General features: G+C 69.4%; 16 protein-coding genes. 6 read left to right on the top strand and 10 right to left on the bottom strand.

Annotated features, from left to right (window positions below; translation table 11 throughout):
- Positions 1-25: 25 nt before the first annotated feature.
- Positions 26-175: a phosphotriesterase family protein gene (locus ABT130_RS30540; RefSeq protein WP_350961124.1), complete on the top strand. Its 150-nt coding sequence runs from the start codon at positions 26-28 to the stop codon at positions 173-175.
- Between the two features lie 35 nt (positions 176-210).
- On the opposite strand, the gene ABT130_RS30535 is transcribed toward ABT130_RS30540, so the two are convergent.
- A complete protein-coding gene (locus ABT130_RS30535; protein ID WP_350961123.1) occupies positions 211-1221 on the bottom strand; it encodes an AraC family transcriptional regulator in 1011 nt (336 codons plus the stop codon).
- 235 nt (positions 1222-1456) lie between these two features.
- Here ABT130_RS30535 and ABT130_RS30530 point away from each other — a divergent pair, with 235 nt between their 5' ends.
- From ABT130_RS30530 to ABT130_RS30520, 3 genes are all read left to right on the top strand, one after another.
- Complete coding sequence (locus tag ABT130_RS30530) at positions 1457-4168, top strand: AAA family ATPase (RefSeq protein WP_350961120.1); 2712 nt, start codon at positions 1457-1459, stop codon at positions 4166-4168.
- Positions 4169-4261: 93 nt separating this feature from the next.
- Complete coding sequence (locus tag ABT130_RS30525) at positions 4262-4936, top strand: alpha/beta fold hydrolase (RefSeq protein ID WP_350961118.1); 675 nt, start codon at positions 4262-4264, stop codon at positions 4934-4936.
- Positions 4937-4976: 40 nt separating this feature from the next.
- Entirely contained in the window at positions 4977-5828 is an 852-nt protein-coding gene (locus tag ABT130_RS30520; protein WP_350961116.1) for an alpha/beta fold hydrolase, read from the top strand.
- A 114-nt stretch (positions 5829-5942) separates the two neighbouring features.
- Here ABT130_RS30520 and ABT130_RS30515 read toward each other — a convergent pair whose 3' ends face one another.
- The gene (locus ABT130_RS30515) at positions 5943-6575 is read right to left on the bottom strand and encodes an ATP-binding protein (protein WP_350961113.1); all 633 of its coding nucleotides are present in this window, start codon (positions 6573-6575) and stop codon (positions 5943-5945) included.
- Entirely contained in the window at positions 6532-6948 is a 417-nt protein-coding gene (locus ABT130_RS30510) for a hypothetical protein (protein ID WP_350961110.1), read from the bottom strand. The genes ABT130_RS30515 and ABT130_RS30510 overlap by 44 nt, the downstream gene beginning before the upstream one ends.
- Before the next feature lie 733 nt (positions 6949-7681).
- On the opposite strand from ABT130_RS30510, the gene ABT130_RS30505 reads away from it, so the two are divergent.
- On the top strand, positions 7682-8905 hold the full coding sequence (locus ABT130_RS30505; RefSeq protein ID WP_350961107.1) for a helix-turn-helix domain-containing protein: 1224 nt from the start codon (positions 7682-7684) through the stop codon (positions 8903-8905).
- Between the two features lie 45 nt (positions 8906-8950).
- Here the strand turns inward: ABT130_RS30505 and ABT130_RS30500 are convergent, their stop codons facing one another.
- Together ABT130_RS30500 and ABT130_RS30495 are read right to left on the bottom strand one after the other, a co-directional pair.
- On the bottom strand, positions 8951-9652 hold the full coding sequence (locus ABT130_RS30500) for a hypothetical protein (RefSeq protein ID WP_350961104.1): 702 nt from the start codon (positions 9650-9652) through the stop codon (positions 8951-8953).
- The gene (locus tag ABT130_RS30495; RefSeq protein ID WP_350961102.1) at positions 9649-9912 is read right to left on the bottom strand and encodes a hypothetical protein; all 264 of its coding nucleotides are present in this window, start codon (positions 9910-9912) and stop codon (positions 9649-9651) included. The genes ABT130_RS30500 and ABT130_RS30495 overlap by 4 nt, the downstream gene beginning before the upstream one ends.
- Positions 9913-9988: 76 nt before the next feature.
- Between ABT130_RS30495 and ABT130_RS30490 the strand changes: the two genes are divergently transcribed.
- The gene (locus ABT130_RS30490) at positions 9989-10111 is read left to right on the top strand and encodes a hypothetical protein (RefSeq protein ID WP_350961100.1); all 123 of its coding nucleotides are present in this window, start codon (positions 9989-9991) and stop codon (positions 10109-10111) included.
- 380 nt (positions 10112-10491) lie between these two features.
- Here ABT130_RS30490 and ABT130_RS30485 read toward each other — a convergent pair whose 3' ends face one another.
- From ABT130_RS30485 to ABT130_RS30465, 5 genes are all read right to left on the bottom strand, one after another.
- Positions 10492-10890 (bottom strand): hypothetical protein, encoded by a 399-nt coding sequence (locus ABT130_RS30485; RefSeq protein ID WP_350961098.1) that lies wholly within the window; start codon positions 10888-10890, stop codon positions 10492-10494.
- A gap of 345 nt (positions 10891-11235) precedes the next feature.
- A complete protein-coding gene (locus ABT130_RS30480; RefSeq protein WP_350961096.1) occupies positions 11236-11805 on the bottom strand; it encodes a MepB family protein in 570 nt (189 codons plus the stop codon).
- 344 nt (positions 11806-12149) lie between these two features.
- Positions 12150-12770 carry a hypothetical protein gene (locus ABT130_RS30475; RefSeq protein WP_350914461.1) on the bottom strand — a complete coding sequence of 207 codons (621 nt, stop codon included), beginning with the start codon at positions 12768-12770 and terminating at the stop codon, positions 12150-12152.
- A 67-nt stretch (positions 12771-12837) separates the two neighbouring features.
- Positions 12838-13086, bottom strand: a complete 249-nt coding sequence (locus ABT130_RS30470) for an ATP-binding protein (protein WP_350914463.1) — start codon at positions 13084-13086, stop codon at positions 12838-12840.
- Positions 13087-13130: 44 nt separating this feature from the next.
- The gene (locus tag ABT130_RS30465; protein ID WP_350961093.1) at positions 13131-13865 is read right to left on the bottom strand and encodes an alpha/beta fold hydrolase; all 735 of its coding nucleotides are present in this window, start codon (positions 13863-13865) and stop codon (positions 13131-13133) included.
- Between the last annotated feature and the right edge of the window lie 21 nt (positions 13866-13886).

The following is a 13886-nucleotide window of genomic DNA, read 5'->3' as shown; positions in this document are numbered from 1 at the left end:
CCACATCGACTGGTTCCCTCCGGGCGTGCGCGAGCAGGTCGCGCCGAACTGGCACTACACCCACCTGCACGAGCAGGTGCTTCCGGCGCTGCTCAGCGCCGGGGTCACCCAGACGCAACTGACCACGATGCTGGTGGACAACCCGCGCCGGTACTTCAGTCCGGCCAGGCACTAGCGTCGCGGCACCGCGGTGTGTCTCGACCGGCGCGTTCAGCCGAGCACACCGCGTTCGCCGGATCCGGTCAGCGGCTCCGCCACCGCGGGCGTGGCCGCCGATCCCAGCGTGGGGTGCAGAGCGTCGTGGCGGACATCGCGGGGCGTTCTGCCGAACTGCTGCCGGAATGCGGTGGCGAACGCCGCGTGGCTTCCGAACCCGCAGGCGTGCGCGATCTGTGCGATGGACGAGGCCGCCCAGCTCACACTGGCGAGCCTGGACCGGGCGAGTTGCAACCGCTCGTGGCGGATGAGATCGCGCGATGTGGTGTTGGCCGCCTGCAGTACCTGCTGGATGTAGCGCGTCGACCAGCCGAGCGCCCGTGCGATGCCGGTGACATCGAGGTCCGCGTCACAGGCGTGCCGGCGAACGTAGCGCCGGATCGAGGCCTCCACCAGGGCGCGCTGCCCGCTGGGTGCCGAATCGACGCCGCCCTCGGCCGCCAGGCACACCAGGTCGAGCAGCCGATCGCACGCGATGTCGAAGGCCGTCTCGGAGAACTGCTCACGCTCTTCCTGCAGCGTCGTCACCAAATGTCTGACTACTTTGCCCAGTCCGCTGGAAGAGTCGATCATCATGGGCTCGCGGGTCGCGGACGGGCTGCGGGTGGCGACGTCCTGCTCGCGCATGATGAACGCGATCGACAGGAAGTCCGCGTCGTGGGCGAAGGCCAACGGCCGGTCGATATCGCACAGCACCATGCAGCCGCGCCGGATCTCGGTCGATGACGGCCCCTGCTCCACCCATGCCGTCCCTGCCAGCGGCACCAGCAGCTCGTAGGTTCCCCGCGGATCCGATCGGATGTGCCGCCACTCTCGGCGCACCACCTCCTGACTGCCGGAGCAGCGGGCGAGAGCGTAGTTGGCGGACCGCTGCCAGTCCAGGTGCCCGGTCCACGGGACGGTGGGGTCGGGCACGCTGATCCGACTGGCGCCATGCAGGCCGGTGAACGCCTCATCCCAGGCACCCACGGAGGGAATCGGGGCGGCCGCGTTCCAGGAGTACATATGTCTCATCGTAATCAGAGCGATCGGCGCGATATCAGTACGCCTCGTGGCCTGGCGGCGGCCGCAGCGCGGCCGTGCCGGTCCAGGCGGGCAAGGTGAGCGGCCCGCGCATGATTCCTGCCGGAACCCATCGAAGGTCCTGCGGTCCAATGCCCGACCAGCTCATCCATGCTCACGCACATCCGGCCGGGACGGCAGGGCACGAGCTGAAATTGGACGGCTCGGGGCGTGCGGTGTGAACATCGTCCTCGTGACACCGCACGCCCTCGTGGGGCGAGACGCCGAACTGCGCGACCTGTTGGCACTGCTGGACGGCTTGAAGGAGGGCGGCGGCGCGCTCGTGTTGAGCGGCGCGGCGGGCGTCGGCAAGTCGGCGCTGCTCGGGGCCGCCACGACCGAGGCCGCGGCTAGGGGCGCGCGCGTGCTGACCGTGACCGGCGTGCCCGCCGAAGGCCAGGTCCCGTACGAGGGTCTGCGCAGGCTGCTCGCGGGGACCGGGCTCGCGCCCGGCGACCTCGACGGCGGGCCGCTGCGCACCGCGATGTCCGTACTGCACCGGCTGTCCGCGCTGGCGGGCGACACGCCCGTGGTGCTCGCCGTCGAGGACGCGCATTGGCTGGACGAGCCGAGCTGGGAGGCGCTCGCGTTCGTCGGCCGCCGGCTGCGTTCGGACGCCGTCGTGCTGCTGGCGGCCCTGCGCGACGACGCCGACGCGCAGGCCAGGCTCGCCGCGTCGGGGCTGCCCGCGCTGACGGTGCCGCCGCTGAGCGACCAGGCGGCGGCGGAACTGCTGGCGAGGATCGCGCCCGACCTGGGCATCGCGCTGCGCACCCGCGTGCTGGCGGAGGCGGCGGGCAACCCGCTCGCGCTGATGGAGTTCGCCGCGCTGGCGTCCCGGCAGGACCAGGAGGTGCTCGCCTCGAGCAGACTGCCTTTGACGGAGCGGTTGGAGCGCGCGTTCGCCCAGGCGCTCGCCGCGCTGCCCGCCGACACCAGGACCCTGGCGCTCGTCGCCGCCGTCAACGAGGACGACGCGATCGAGGAGAACACGCGGGCCGCGTCCCTGCTGGCGGGCGCGCCGATCGACGCGGCCGCGCTGGCCCCCGCGACCCGGGCGGGGCTGGTCGTGGCCGACGCCGCGCACGTCAGGTTCCGGCACCCGCTGATCAGGTCGGCGATCGTCCAGGCGGCCGGGGCCGACCTGCTACGCGACGCGCACGCCGCGCTCGCCGCCGCCCTGCCCGAGGACGACGACCGCAGGATCTGGCACCGGGCGGCCGCCGCGACGTCCTACGACGACGACATCGCGGCCGGGCTCGCCGCCGCCGCGCTGCGCGCCGACGGCAGGGGCGCGTCGGGGCGCGCGCTGGAGGCGCTGGAGCGCGCCGCCTACCTCAGCGCGGACCCGGCCCGCCGGGGCGTGCGGCTGATCGACGCCGCCATGATGGCCTTCGAGCTCGGCGACCGCGCCGCCCTGGAACGCCTCGTCGGCCGCGCGGAGGACGCCGACCTCGCCCCGATCGACCGGTCCAGGCTCACCTACTTCCGCGACATCGCCCTGCATTTCGTGTGGACCGGCGTGGACCGGCTGTCCGACCTTGGCGGGTTTCTCGACGAGATGCGCGCACGTGACGGCTCGGCGTTCGCACTGCGCTGGCTGGCCGGGGTCAGCATGCGCTGGTTCTTCTCCAACCCCACGCCGGAGGGCCGCGCGCCCGTGCTCGCCGCGATCGAACGGCTGGCCGTGCCTGCGAACGACCCGCAGATCGTCGCGTCCCTGGCGATGATCACCCCGGTGGAGCGCGGCAGGCAGGTGCTGGCCAGGCTCGACGAGCTGAGCACGGCGAGCTGGGTCAGCCCGCGCAACCTGCAACTGCTGGGCATGGCGGCGAACGCGGTCGGGGCGTTCCCGCTGGGCGCGCGGCTGTACGCGGAGGCGATCGCGGGGATGCGGGCGCGGGGGCCGTTCGGGTCGCTCGCGCAGTCGCTCGTCGGGCAGGCGACGTCGGCGGCGCGGCTCGCCGACACCCGGCTCGGGGTCGTCGCCGCCGCCGAGGCCAGGGCGCTGGCCATGGAGACCAGGCAGCCGCAGTGGGTACTCACCGTGGACGCCGTGTCCGCCGAGATCCACGCGCTGCGCGGCGCGACGGACGTCGCGCGCGACCTGGCCGCGTCGGCCGAACGGGCGTTCCTGTCGGCGGGCGCGCACCCGATGCTGGCCCTGGTGCAGATCGCGCGGGGGGCCGCCGAGCTGGCCGATGGGACCTTCGGCGCGGCCTGGGACGCGCTGCACCCCGTCTTCACCCCGGGCGAGGTCAGCTACAGCCAGTACATGCGGCTGTGGGCGCTGCCGCACCTGGCGGAGGCGGCGTTGCTCAGCGGGCGGCAGGCGGAGCTGCGCGCGGTCGCCGACGAGCTGGCCCCGATGATCGAGGAGAGCGGGTCGCCGGTCGGGCTCGTCGCGCTCGCGTACATCAGGGCCGTCACCGCGCCCGACGAGGCCGCGGAGGAGTTGTTCGCGCAGGCGCTCCGCGACGACCTGGTCGGCTGGCCGTTCGAACGGGCGCGGCTGCGGCACGCGTGGGGCGCGTGGTTGCGCCGCCAGCGGCGCGCCGCCGAGGCCAGGGCGCCGCTGCGCGCGGCGGCCGAGGCGTTCGACGCGCTCGGCGCGGTGCCCTGGTCGGAGCGCGCGCTGCGGGAGCTGCGCGCGAGTGGTGAGCGGATCCGCCGCAAGCACGACGCCCGCGACCGGCTCACCGCCCAGGAACTGCAGATCGCGCAACTCGTCGCGGACGGCCTGACCAACCGCGACATCGGCCGGCGGTTGTTCGTCTCGCCCCGCACGGTCAGCACGCACCTGTCGCGCATCTTTCCCAAGCTCGGCATCGCCACGCGCGGCGAGCTGAGCCGTCTCATGGCCGGACGGGAGGGCGATTACATCATCTGACGTCATTTGACGTCATTTGACGTATGCGAGGGGAGTCGCCCGGTTCCTACCGTGGGATGCGTTCCACCCTTCTCTCCTCGCAAAGGAAATGTGATGATCCGCAATATCGTGCTCGTCCACGGCGGTTTCGTCGACGGCTCCGGCTGGCAGGCGGTCTACGACCTGCTCGTCGCCGACGGCTTCCGCGTGTCGGTCGTGCAGAACCCGACCCTGTCCCTGGCCGGAGACGTCGCCGCCACCCACCAGGTCATCGACGGGCTGGACGGCCCCTGCGTCCTGGTCGGCCACTCCTACGGCGGCGTCGTCATCAGCGAAGCCGGTACGCACCCCAACGTGGCGGCACTGGCGTACATCGCAGCCTTCGCCCCGGACAAGGGCGAGTCGGTCAACACGCTCATCGCCGACCCGCCGCCCGGCGCACCCGTCCCGCCGATCCTGCCCCCGGTGAACGGGTTCCTCCTCCTCGACCGGGACAAGTTCGCCGCGTCGTTCGCGGGGGACCTGTCCGCCGACCAGGCTGCGTTCATGGCCGACTCGCAGGTCCCGTGGGGCGTGGACGCCCTCGGCGGCACGGTCACCGAACCCGCGTGGCGCGCCAAGCCGTCCTGGTACCTGGTGGCGACCGACGACCGGATGATCCCGCCGCCCGCACAGCACGCCATGGCGCAGCGCGCCGGGGCGACCGTCGCGGAGACGCCGGGCAGCCACTCGGTCTACCTGTCGCAGCCCGCGGCGGTGGCCACCCTCATCCGCCAGGCCGCCGCCTGATCACGGCCGTCATCGGCATCGCACCAGAAAGACCATCATCATGTACGGATTCGGATTCACCCTGCGCCGGGCCAGGACCCTGCTCGCCACCGCCGCCATCGCTTTGTCTCTGGCGATGGTCGGCTCGGCCGGGGCAACCGCGGCGGTCGCACCGGCCGTAAGCAACAGGTCGGTCAACCCCAAGCCGACCGTGGTGCTCGTCCACGGCGGCTTCGCCGACGCGACCATCAGCTGGACCGGCGTCGTCGACCGGCTCCAAAAGCGCGGCTACCCTGTGATCGCCCCCGCCAACCCGCTGCGCAGCCTCCCCACGGACTCCGCGTACATCGCCGGCGTGCTCCGCAGCATCAACGGGCCGATCATCCTCGTCGGCCACTCCTACGGCGGCGCGGTCATCACCAACGCCGCCGCCGGCAACCCCAACGTCAAGGCGCTGGTCTACGTCGCCGCCTTCGTCCCCGACACGGGCGAAGCTCTGGGCGAACTCATCGACAAGTATCCCGGCAGTGAGATCCAGGCCGCCCTCAACCCGGTTCCGTACCCGAACCCCGACGGGACCACCGGCACGGACCTGTATCTGCAGGCCGACAAGCTCCGGCAGGTGTTCGCCGCCGACCTGCCCACGTCCACGACCAAGATCATGGCCGCCACGCAGCGTCCCTTCAGCGCCGCCTGCTTCACCGATCGCACTCAGGACGCAGCCTGGCGCACCATCCCCTCGTGGGGGCTCATCGCTACCCAGGACAAGGCGATTCCCCCCGCGCTGCAGCGCTACGAGTACCAGCGCGCCGGCTCCCGCACCGTACAAGTCGCGGCATCCCATGTCGCGATGATCAGCCATCCGGGCGTCGTCACCGACCTCATCACGAGCGCGGCCAACGCCACCGACTGAACAAACCGCCGGATCACCCGTGGCCCTCTGGGAAGCCGACTTCGCGGAAGTCCCCAGGGGGCCACGGTGCACGGTGCCCCGTCCCCGAGGTGCCGTAGGCGTAGATGAGCAGCATCAGCCTTCCTGGCCAGGGTGTGGACCTCGTCCAGGCAGCCGGTGCGCAGCACCGTCTCCTTGAGCATGTCGATCAGCGGGACGGTGCCCCTGACGTCCGGTTCCCGACGCCGATTCGAGCTCGAACCAGATCAGGGTTCCGCTGGAATCGCGGTGGAATCCCCAGCGGGTGGCGAGGTCGTTGACGAGCATGAGCCCTCGGCCACCGGTGGCGTCCAGGCCGGGCTTCCTCGTACAGGGAATCTCCGATGCGCCGGGGTCCTGGACTGTGATCAGTACGCCGTGGGGGAGGAAGGCCACCGTGACGACGAACTCCCGTGGGCGGTCGACCGGTCCCGCGTCGCACGGTCCGCTGGAATGCTCGACGGCGTTGGTGGCGAGTTCGCTGGTCAGGAGTACGGCGTCGTCACGGAGCGGGTGGTCGTCACCGAGAAGTTCGGCGACGAAGACGCGTGCGGGTCTGACCTGGTCGGGGGTGGCCGCGAACCGTTGGGAGATGACGGGCGTGTGGCCCAGGGGTGCCGACCAGCCGGGGATTCGGCCCAGGTGCGGTGACCATATGGCGCCGTCGGCTGGTGTACGGAAGCGGTCAGCGAGTACGCCGACGAGCGCGGACAACAGGCGTGCTGCCATCTCGGTCACCTCCCTTGCTCTTGATTCCGTTGTGCTCGGTATTTCCAGCGACTTTGACGTCCGTGCTGCTCTCTCCGCCATGGTCGAGGGGCGGGGTTGCAAGGTCTGCCCTGGGGAGGGAACGTCCGGACTGGTCGGGGGCGAGGTGGGGGCGGAAGTCCTCGATGTGCTGTATCTGGGCGGCCAGTTCGGTGGGGGTGTCGGCCTCGATCAGGCCGATGTGCTCTCGGCACCAGGTGGGGGAGAGTGCCCAGTAGCGGCCGGTGGCCTTGCCATACCAGAGGCACCAGCCGGTGAACCGCAGCGCCAGCGTATGCAGCGCTCCGGCCTCCTCGGAGGGCTCGTGCCGAGAGGTGGTGTCGACGGGGGTCATGCCGTCACCGCCTTGCGGCGTGGTTCGCGCCTGCCCGGTCCGGGCCGCACACCCGGCGGCGATTCTCGTTCGTACGGTGGGGCGGCCGTCGTCGAGGCCGAGTGCGAGTGGCGTCCGCGGCTGGGGAGAGAACCCGCGCGGGGACGGCTCGGCGGGCAGGCGGCCACGATGGTGGGCGCGGGTAGCCGACCGTAGAGCCCGAGGCGACGCCGGGCCGTCATGCGGGTACGGACTTGGGCGGGGGTGGGCTGTTCCCACAGGTGTCCGGGCCGGTGCGGCAGGCTGTCCGCGTCGTGGGCGTAGGGGGGATGACCGCACCAGCGGCAGCCCAGGGGCGAGGGTGGTCGCTCAGCATGCCAGCGAACCCTGATGATCTTGACGGCTCTACTAGGGTTGAGCACAGTTCGCACCTCCAGTGTGCGGGCGAGGCTCTGCCAGGCGACGTCACTCGCCGGGCAGAGCCGTTTTCATGAGGTTCTGGGACTTGGTTTTCTGGATGTTCGCGGTCCTCGGCCAAGACGGCTCCCCCTGCGCGGGTGAGGGGCCGCTTGCTTGAAGGCCGATTCGGTCGCGGTCAGAGTGCGCAGAGGGCAGGGGTATCTCCTGTTGCACCCGCGCCTGCCGTCACTCACGAAAGGTGACGCTATGAACGCGGAGAGATACCGACATCAGCGCCGCTGATACTTTGGCGCAGGGGGAGGTCAAGCAGGTCGCGCCGGGTTACCTTGAGGCCATGGCCTACTCAGACCTGGCGGCGGAGAGTGTGGGAACCCGTGTGCGGCGCGCTCGTAAGCGCGTGGGCATCACGCAGAACGAACTGGCCCGGCGCGTCGGTCGCGCCCAGTCCTGGGTGTCGGCGATCGAGAACGACAGCCTTGCCCTGGACTCCATCGCGCTGGTCAACACCCTCGCCAAGGCCCTGCGCATGCACCCCAACGAGCTCACCGCGCGTCCCTACCGAGGCGACAGCCCGAGCCAGGACCGTGGACACTCGGCGATCCCCGAGATCCGCCGCCAGTTGGAGCGCTACGACCTCGACCCCGAATGGACCGGAGCGGTACGGCCACTGCCCGAACTTCACGCGGCGACCGAACGTGCGCGCTGGTTACGGCGAGAGGCGCGCTATGCCGAGCTGGCGGAGGAACTACCGGCTCTGCTCTCCGAGCTACAGGCAGCCACCCATCTGTACGCGGAGCCTGATCGAAGTGCGGCGTTCAGACTGCTCGGACTGACCTACCTGGCGGCTGACTCGGTGGTCTACAACCTCGGCTACGCGGACCTCTCCCTGACCGCCACCAATCGGGTCCGCTGGGCCGGGGAACAGGCGGGCGACTCCTACCACGAGGCCGTGTTCACCTACCTGCGGATACGCGGCCTGTGGGCCAGCACGTCGTGGAACGACGCGCTCACCGTGCTTGACAAGGCATGCGCGAACATCGAGGACGACTACACGGCGGGCCAAGCCGAGGCACTGGCCGTCTGGGGCGGGCTCCAACTACGAGCCGCGATCACCGCAGCGCGGAAGAACGACGCCGACGAGGCATGGTCACGCCACCGGCTCGCGGCCGAGGCGGTCACCAGGCTTGGTTCACGCCAGCGCACCAACCACTACGACCTGTCCACCAACCAGGCCAACGTCGATATCCACGGCGTCGCTGTGGCTGTCGAGTTGGGGGACGGGCCGAAGGCCGTGCAGCGCGGAGAGGCGATACGGCTCCCCAAAGATGTGCAGGCCGGCCGCGCGGGTCACCACCATCTCGACCACGCCCGAGGACTGCTGTGGTGCGGCAGGCGCGACGATGCCCTGGCCGCACTCGAACGCGCTGAGAAGATCGCCCCGATGCTCATCCGCAACCACCCGATGGCCCAGCAGGCCGTACGGACCCTCCTGGACCTGGAGCGCTACAGCTACCGCGAACGCATCCGTCGCCTCGGCACACGCATGCACATCCTTTGAAACGTTCGATTTGGGTGGCAGGTCGTTAGGTCTTGGGCGTCACAGCTACTGGGAACGTATCCGCTTTGTGCGCGCTCCGCGCCGGCCGGTGCGGAGCGAGAACGTTCGAAGCATGCCGACGGCCAACACCGGGATTCCGGCGACCCAGCAGATTAGTCCCGCTTTGAAGCCCTCGTTGACGTGCTGGCCATTGCCCTGGACCTCGGGTGCGAGAGCTGAGGCGATCGCCGGAAGCAGGAGCAGCGCGACACCTGCGAGGGCAAGTGCCGCACCGGCCAGGAGCGACTGTGTCCGCCGGTACGGACGCGCCACGAGCAGGGGCAGGATCACGGCACACAGCAGGGCGGGCAGCACCACCTTGCCCGTCCAGTGCAGCAGCATCGTCGTTCCGTACCACCGCTCATCGGGAATCGGCTCCTCGAAGTACACCGCGGGGGCCGGCGGGCCAAGGAGATCCTTGATCGTACCCAGCAGGCCGCCACCGATCAGCGCGCCGATGAACACGGCCCATCGCCATCCGGTCCCCGAGCCACCGGCCAGTGCGATGGCGACGCCGGCAGCGGCGAGCATGCCGAGTAGCACGCCCTTGCTCGCTCCGTTGGCGAACGGCACCCACTGGTTCCACGGGTAGTTCTGTACGGTGACGGCCGTCCACGCGCCGACGGCGCCCCAGATCAGGACGCCGACGGCGATCCCGATGGACAGCACATCCCTGACACGCTCCCTGTCGATCACGTGATCGTTCATCCTGTCTGCGCCCTGTCTCGCCGTAGCAGGATGCGCGGAAGGAACGCGCTGAGCATCAGGGCCAGTTCCAGCACGAGCAGAAACAGCGCGATATAGAGACCGGAACGCACGCCCGCGTTGTAGCCCGGCAGGTGCAGGCTGAACAACTCGTCCCGGGAGATGTATCCGATCTGTTCTTCGGGTTTGGGGGCGGTGAGGACCGGGCCGAAGTCAGGGGCGATTTCGAGTCCGTTGTAGGACGGCCCGTTGCTCGGGCGCACCCTCCACCATTGCCATGCCGTGAGGACAACGCCGAGGGCGACAAGGGCGAGCGCGGCAGGTCGGCTCCGTCGCGACATGTCGGCGCTACGCAGGCTCCACAGCAGCGCGGCGGCCACTACCAACAGCACCGCGACCGACCAGGCGGTGGAGGCCTGCCAGACGTTCGCCGTCGACTGCTCGGTGCGGGTCTCGCCGTGATCCCAGACCGTCCAGGTGATACCGAACCTCCCGGAAGCTCACCGCGAGCAGCAGTACCGCGACCCCGAGCACGCCCCATTCACGAGGACCCCATCGAGAAGCACCAAGATCGGCTGACATAAGGGGTAAGTCAACACCAAATACGGGCGTTGAGGGGCGAATGGAGGTAGCCGGACCCAGGTTGAGTAGTGGTTGCGTGGCTTCATCGGAGGCGCTCGGCGTACCCAGATCGACTTCTGCTTGTTCAGGGGCATGCCGTACGGTGTGCCGCTGCTTTCTCGGAGGCTGGATTACAGCCGTACGGTGGCCCGCCGCAGCACGGGATTCAACCTGAGGATCGACATCATGAGCACGAGAAACGCGATGAACACGCGAAGCCGTCAGCAGACTTCCTGCACCGTTCGGGCTCTGAAGTCCGCTTCCTTCATCTTCTCTCCCAAATCCGTCAGGACGGTGTCGCTGCCGGCCATGTCAGAGGAGATGGCTCGACGACTCGCCTGGACCCCGGTCACCCTTCCGTCGAAGGACAACTCCAGGCCCAGGGAGTCGGGCAGCGGGGAGACGAGCGGAACCTTCACCTGCTCGAACTCCTCCGATGCCCCTACAGTGATCCGGCCGCCTTCGCGAATGCTCTTTACCGGACTGGACGCCTCCCACAGCACCCGGTGGGTCGCGTAGTCCAGGACCTGGACCGACGTGACCTGCTCACCCGGGCAGAGCGGCGCGAAGTACTGGAGCCTGCCGTCGGCGCTGAGACCCATCGCCACGGAACGGGGCAATGGATCACCGAGTGGGAGATACGGCCCCTCCCCGCATCCGGCCAGCGCGAACACCAGTGCCGCGGCGCTTACACATCCGATGACGGAACGGTATGGGAGGCGCCCAACGAGTGTCCGTGTCATTTCGATCCCTCTCTGAGCCGATAATCGTCTTTCCCGGGCAGTCGTAGGTGTTTCCCTTTTTGCTCTGCTGCTGTTCATGGAGCTTTGTGCTTATCAATAGCGGGTGCTGTGGACAAGGTGGCGCTACTTGTAGTACGGAAACGCCTGTCACGGTACTGGACGAGTCATTCCGAATGATTGGAGGTCGTAGGCGATCGTGTCACTCCGGCTGGGTTGTCCGTCCTATGGGTGGTAGAGCTCTTGGGCGCGGGCGGAGTCGATGGGGCGGTCCTGGGACAGGTGCAGGAAGTGGTCCAGCTGCCACGCCTGAGCAGTGCCGGCTTGGCGGTTGGTGGTGGTCACCCAGGGTGGGTAGACGCGGAAGGCTCGTTTCCCACCGGAACCGTTTATTGATACGACACCGCGTTGGCAGAGCGCGTCCACGGGAAAGACGAACTGGCCGAAGTGGTGATGGTCGCGGGTGCTGACGACGAAGAGGTCGACGGGGTCGGTTGCGTCGAAAGGCTGGATGGGCCCGCCCGGGGACCTCTTCCATACGGTGACGAACTGGCCGACCTTGGTGGGGGTCGTCTTGGCTGCGCGGAATCGGATGGCGAGTCCGTCAAGGGTGAAGGCGTGGGCGGCGTACGCGGCACCCTCGGTTTCTGGGACCGGCTGCGAGCAGGTGAACCCGCAGGGGTCGTAGACAAGCGCTTTCGCCGCGAGGAGATCTCTGTGGGCCGGAGTGGTGTCCGACCACGGTTTGAATCCGGTGGGGTGGAGATGGGGGGAGTACTCGCGGTTCGTCGCCATTCGTGCACCCTGTCACGACTGCTGGGACGGTCGCCGACTCAACTGGGGGTGTGGCTCTCATCGAGACATTCGAATGCTGATGGTGTGTCCGGGAACGCAGACAGGGCGTCCAAGATCGTTACTGTGTCGTAGGATCTGCCAACCAGCCGTCTGTGTGGCCGGGGCGGGGCCAGTGGGGTCGAATGGAGCTGTTCTAGCCAGGAGGACCGAGGACGAACTTTCCCAGCTGGAGCGACATCCGCGTGGACATCGTCGCGGACTCCGGCGGGGAGAAGGCCGTGGACGAAGCGCGGCGCCGACACTCACACCGGGTAACCCGCTTCCCCTCGCTCAGGTGAACGGCTCTACCCGGTGGAGTCCGGCCAGCAGTGCGCCGAGCGGCCGGAGGCGGAGACGATGGCCGCGCCGTCGAGTTCGACGGTCGTCAGCTCGACGCCGCCCAGTGGCCACTCCACGGCGAACTCGAAGTTCTCGGCCGGGGGCAACGGCCACAGCCACAGCCCGAAGTTGTTGAATCCGAACTCGCCGCCGCGCATGCCGCTGCCCATCGGAAGCCAGGACAGCAGCGGCCCGGCCGGCGGATCGCCGGAGGCGCTCTTTGTGCTCTGTGCCCATTCGAGGGTGGTGACCTTCGTGCCGTCGGCGAACCGCACGCCCAGCCGCAACAGCGAGTCCGGTCGGTTGCCGCGCCCGAACGCCTGGGCGATCGGGGCCCCGGCCAGCTGCACGTACCACCAGTCCTCGGCGGGCAGGTCACCCTGCCTGGACGCGATCTCCACATCCAGCATGCAGCCGGTGCTGAAGACCCGGATCGTCGGCAGGAGCACCACGACGTTCGCACTCCGGGCCACCACCCGCTCGACCGCGAGCACCGCTCCGATCTCCTGCGAGGGCGGCGCGGACCACGGCGGGAGCTCAGGGCGGGCGATGGGTTCCTGTTCCGTCGGTACGGGATCGAAGAACATCACTTCACGCTACTTAAAAACCGCCAATGCTGACAGACGTCTTGTCGGCCCGGTCTCTTGTCGCGGCTCATTCGGTTAGGCCGGTTGAGCTGAGTTCGAACCAGATGACGGTTCCGGTGGAGTAGCGGTGAAATCCCCGGCGGGTGGCGAGGTTGTTGACGAGCAGGAGCCCTCGGCCGCCGGTGGCGTCCGATCCGGGCTTTCTCGTGCAGGGAATCTCCGAGGCGCCGGGGTTCTGGACGGTGATCAGTACGTCGTGGGGGAGGAAGGCCACCGTGACGACGAACTCTCGTGGCCGCTCGACCAATTCCGTCATTTACTCTGGCGTCGAGCGCCCATGGGTGCGGCTCGGTGGACGGGTCATGCGCCGAGCCAGCCGCGCACCCGGTCCGCGAACCAGTCGGGCCGTTGCAGCGGGATGCCGTGCCCGCAGTCCGCCACGATCTCCAGCTCGCTGCCCGGCAGGGCTTCGTGCAGCACGCGGGCCGACTCCCGCATCAGGCCCCGTTCACGCCCGCCGGCGAGGATCAGCGCCTCGCGGGGGAAACGCGACCACGCGGGCGGCGGCGTGAAGCGCAGGTTCTCGCCGACCGCGGCGAGCAGGGTCTGCTTCGAGACGCTCGCGGACGTGCGGACGTAGTCGTCGAGCAGCGGGCCAGGGACGAACAGCTGCTTGGCCTGCAACCTGGCGAACCACCGCTGCCGGGCGAGCCCGGCGGTGGCGCCGAGCAGGCCGAGGGTGAACCCGGCGGCCGCGATGGGCTTGGCCTGCGCGCTGACCACGACCACGCGTTCCACGAGCTCGGGCCGGTGTGCGGCGAGCAGGACCGTCAGCTGCGCGCCCAGGGAGAACCCGGCGACGGAGACGCGACCGCCCACGTCGTGCAGGAGCCTCGTCAAGGCTTCGGCGGTGCGGGCATGGGAGTGATACGTCTCGTCCGCGCTGCGGTCATGGCCGGGCAGGTCCGGGACGATCACCCGGTGGTCGCGCGCGAGACGCTCCCGCACCGGCTCCCACATCCAACCGGCGACACCACCACCGTGCAGCAGGAGCACGGGCGGGGCACCGGCGGGACCATACGTCTCGACATGCATATGGAACTGCTCCCGTCGCGT

This window comes from Streptosporangium sp. NPDC001681 (genome assembly GCF_040298085.1).
Taxonomy (GTDB): Bacteria; Actinomycetota; Actinomycetes; order Streptosporangiales; family Streptosporangiaceae; genus Streptosporangium.
Note: the sequence above shows the minus strand (reverse complement) of the source record. Positions and strands in the feature narration are given on the sequence as shown.

Bases quoted from the DNA above. Each gene is read 5' to 3' on its own strand.
- ABT130_RS30510 (WP_350961110.1), bottom strand. From the start codon at position 6,948: ATGACCCCCGTCGACACCACCTCTCGGCACGAGCCCTCCGAGGAGGCC.
- ABT130_RS30470 (WP_350914463.1), bottom strand. From the start codon at position 13,086: ATGACGGAATTGGTCGAGCGGCCACGAGAGTTCGTCGTCACGGTGGCC.
- ABT130_RS30500 (WP_350961104.1), bottom strand. From the start codon at position 9,652: ATGAACGATCACGTGATCGACAGGGAGCGTGTCAGGGATGTGCTGTCC.
- ABT130_RS30490 (WP_350961100.1), top strand. From the start codon at position 9,989: ATGTCGGCGCTACGCAGGCTCCACAGCAGCGCGGCGGCCACTACCAAC.
- ABT130_RS30475 (WP_350914461.1), bottom strand. From the start codon at position 12,770: ATGTTCTTCGATCCCGTACCGACGGAACAGGAACCCATCGCCCGCCCT.
- ABT130_RS30525 (WP_350961118.1), top strand. From the start codon at position 4,262: ATGATCCGCAATATCGTGCTCGTCCACGGCGGTTTCGTCGACGGCTCC.
- ABT130_RS30520 (WP_350961116.1), top strand. From the start codon at position 4,977: ATGTACGGATTCGGATTCACCCTGCGCCGGGCCAGGACCCTGCTCGCC.
- ABT130_RS30505 (WP_350961107.1), top strand. From the start codon at position 7,682: ATGGCCTACTCAGACCTGGCGGCGGAGAGTGTGGGAACCCGTGTGCGG.
- ABT130_RS30515 (WP_350961113.1), bottom strand. From the start codon at position 6,575: ATGGCAGCACGCCTGTTGTCCGCGCTCGTCGGCGTACTCGCTGACCGC.
- ABT130_RS30535 (WP_350961123.1), bottom strand. From the start codon at position 1,221: ATGTACTCCTGGAACGCGGCCGCCCCGATTCCCTCCGTGGGTGCCTGG.
- ABT130_RS30465 (WP_350961093.1), bottom strand. From the start codon at position 13,865: ATGCATGTCGAGACGTATGGTCCCGCCGGTGCCCCGCCCGTGCTCCTG.
- ABT130_RS30480 (WP_350961096.1), bottom strand. From the start codon at position 11,805: ATGGCGACGAACCGCGAGTACTCCCCCCATCTCCACCCCACCGGATTC.